The 2,039-nt window shown below is 40.6% G+C and carries 2 protein-coding genes; one reads left to right on the plus strand and one right to left on the minus strand.

Features of this window, described 5'->3' with window-relative positions; genetic code table 11:
* A partial coding sequence (gene pta, locus ACESK1_RS12225) for a phosphate acetyltransferase (protein ID WP_372920461.1) occupies positions 1-1,637 on the minus strand: 1,637 nt, incomplete at its 3' end.
* 214 nt (positions 1,638-1,851) lie between these two features.
* Between pta and ACESK1_RS12230 the strand changes: the two genes are divergently transcribed.
* Positions 1,852-2,039, plus strand: a 188-nt coding sequence (locus ACESK1_RS12230; RefSeq protein ID WP_372920462.1) for a hypothetical protein, incomplete at its 3' end; no start/stop codon positions are given.

A 2,039-nucleotide genomic window follows, 5' to 3' on the forward strand; every position in this document is an offset into this window, starting at 1 on the left:
GAAGGATTCGGGTTAATGGCACAATCACCAAATACCGAAACTCTATCTTCCAGACACATAAAGAATACTGATGATACTACTGAAACTCCGGGTTTGGTCTTGATAAACTGAAGGGCAGGCAAAATGGTATGCTGAGTGGTGTGTGCCGCTCCCGAAACCATTCCGTCGGCATGGCCTTTATGTATCATCATGGTTCCGTAGTAAGAAACGTCACTCATCCTGTCTTTAGCCATATCCATATTCACCCCTTTGTGTTTTCTGAGTTCGTAGAAAGTTTCAGCATAATCAAGGAAATTAGCCGAATGCACCGGGTCTATAATATTCACCTTATCAAAATCAAGATCCAGAGCGAGTTTGGCTGCTGTTTTCCTGATAGTTTCCTCATCGCCTAAAAGAGTGATCTCCACCAGATCCATATTAATCAATCGGGCTGCAGCGGTAAGAATCCTTTCATCGGTTCCTTCAGGCAGCACAATATGTTTCTTGCTTTGTTGCGCTCTTTTAACCAGATCGTACTGGAACATCCTTGGGGTTCTTCCGTGAGGCTTATAATTAGTGAGTTTTTCAACTAAGGGGTCAAAAGAAACGTAACGCTCAAAAATGCTGATGGTCGTTTGTATTTTCTGAATACTATCAGCGTAGATATTAGACTTTATAGCTCCAACTTTGTTGGTTACCATGAAAGTCCCTTCCTCTACCGTAATGATTGGCACAATATCCGAAAGCCCTTCGATAAGTTTTATAATGGACTTTTCAGGAGTGAGACCACCGGTGAGGATAATCCCTGAAATTCGGGGGTAGTTACTGGATATATTCGCCTGCAGTGCTCCCAGGATAATATCTGCCCTGTCGCCGGGAGTTATTACAAGGCTTTCATTCTTTAATGTATTCAGGTAGTTGCGAAGTTGCATCGCTCCAACCCCGAAATTTCCGGTCTGGTTATCAAGAAATTGATCTCCGAACAATACTTTTCCGTTTAAGGCTTTTACTATTTCCTTAAGGGTTGGGTTATTGAGATTATCGATAAGTGGAATGGAGAATACGTGGACCTCTTCGGGTAGGAAACCGCGCATATTCTTTTTAGCCGGTTCCAGGTTCTCTTCCATTATCTTGTTGCTCACCATAGCAATAACCTCCACATCTTTGTCCTTAAAAGCACGGTAGGCCATTTGCTGATTACCAAGGAGTTCCTCCCAGGTTTTATTCTGCCCGCTAACCACGATAATCACGGGAATACCAAGATTTTTTGCGATCACTACATTCACATCAAATTCAAAAACGCTGCCTTCGCCTGAAAAGTCACTGCCTTCCACCAGAATAAAATCAAACTCATCTTCAAGCTTTTTGTACTTCCTGATAATGGTATCGATCACATCTCCGGCTTTCCCCTCATTTCTCTTCTGAATAACCTGGCTTCTTGTAAAAGCATAAGTATCTTCATAAGGAATATTCAGGTCGAAATAACTTAAAACGGTGTCTATATGATTATCTTTTTCTCCTACCGGTACATCGTCTATAATAGGCCTGAAATAGCCCACTTTAACCATTTTTCCCAGCAGAGTACGCATAAGCCCCAGGGTGATCATCGATTTCCCGCTGTGGGATTCCAGCGTTGCTATGTATATTCCTTTATTCATGATTTTTTATTTGTGGCACAAAAATAAGGTTTATAAAAAACCCCTACTGCTGTTGACTCTCAAAAGATCAGAAAAACTGATTAAAATCAAGTTTAGCACGAGTTAAAAGATTGTAAAAATTGTACGTAAAGCTCTCTAAAAAATGATTTAAATCAAATCTTAAAAGCCCAGATATTCTTATCTTAAGAGATGTGATTTAAAGAAGCTTTTTAGAATGAAAAATTATCAAGGCATTATGTTATTAGCAAGTCTGTTTTTTAATGCAGGAACTGGCGCAGTTTCACAAAACATGGGTGGAAAAATGGAGAATGAAAATAAGACAATAAAGCTTTCCCTTAGCGGTGATGTGATGACCGGCCGGGGAATAGATCAGGTGTTGCCGTCATCGGCAGATCCGAAATT

The sequence above is a fragment of the Salegentibacter sp. genome (assembly GCF_041642575.1).
Lineage (GTDB): Bacteria > Bacteroidota > Bacteroidia > Flavobacteriales > Flavobacteriaceae > Salegentibacter.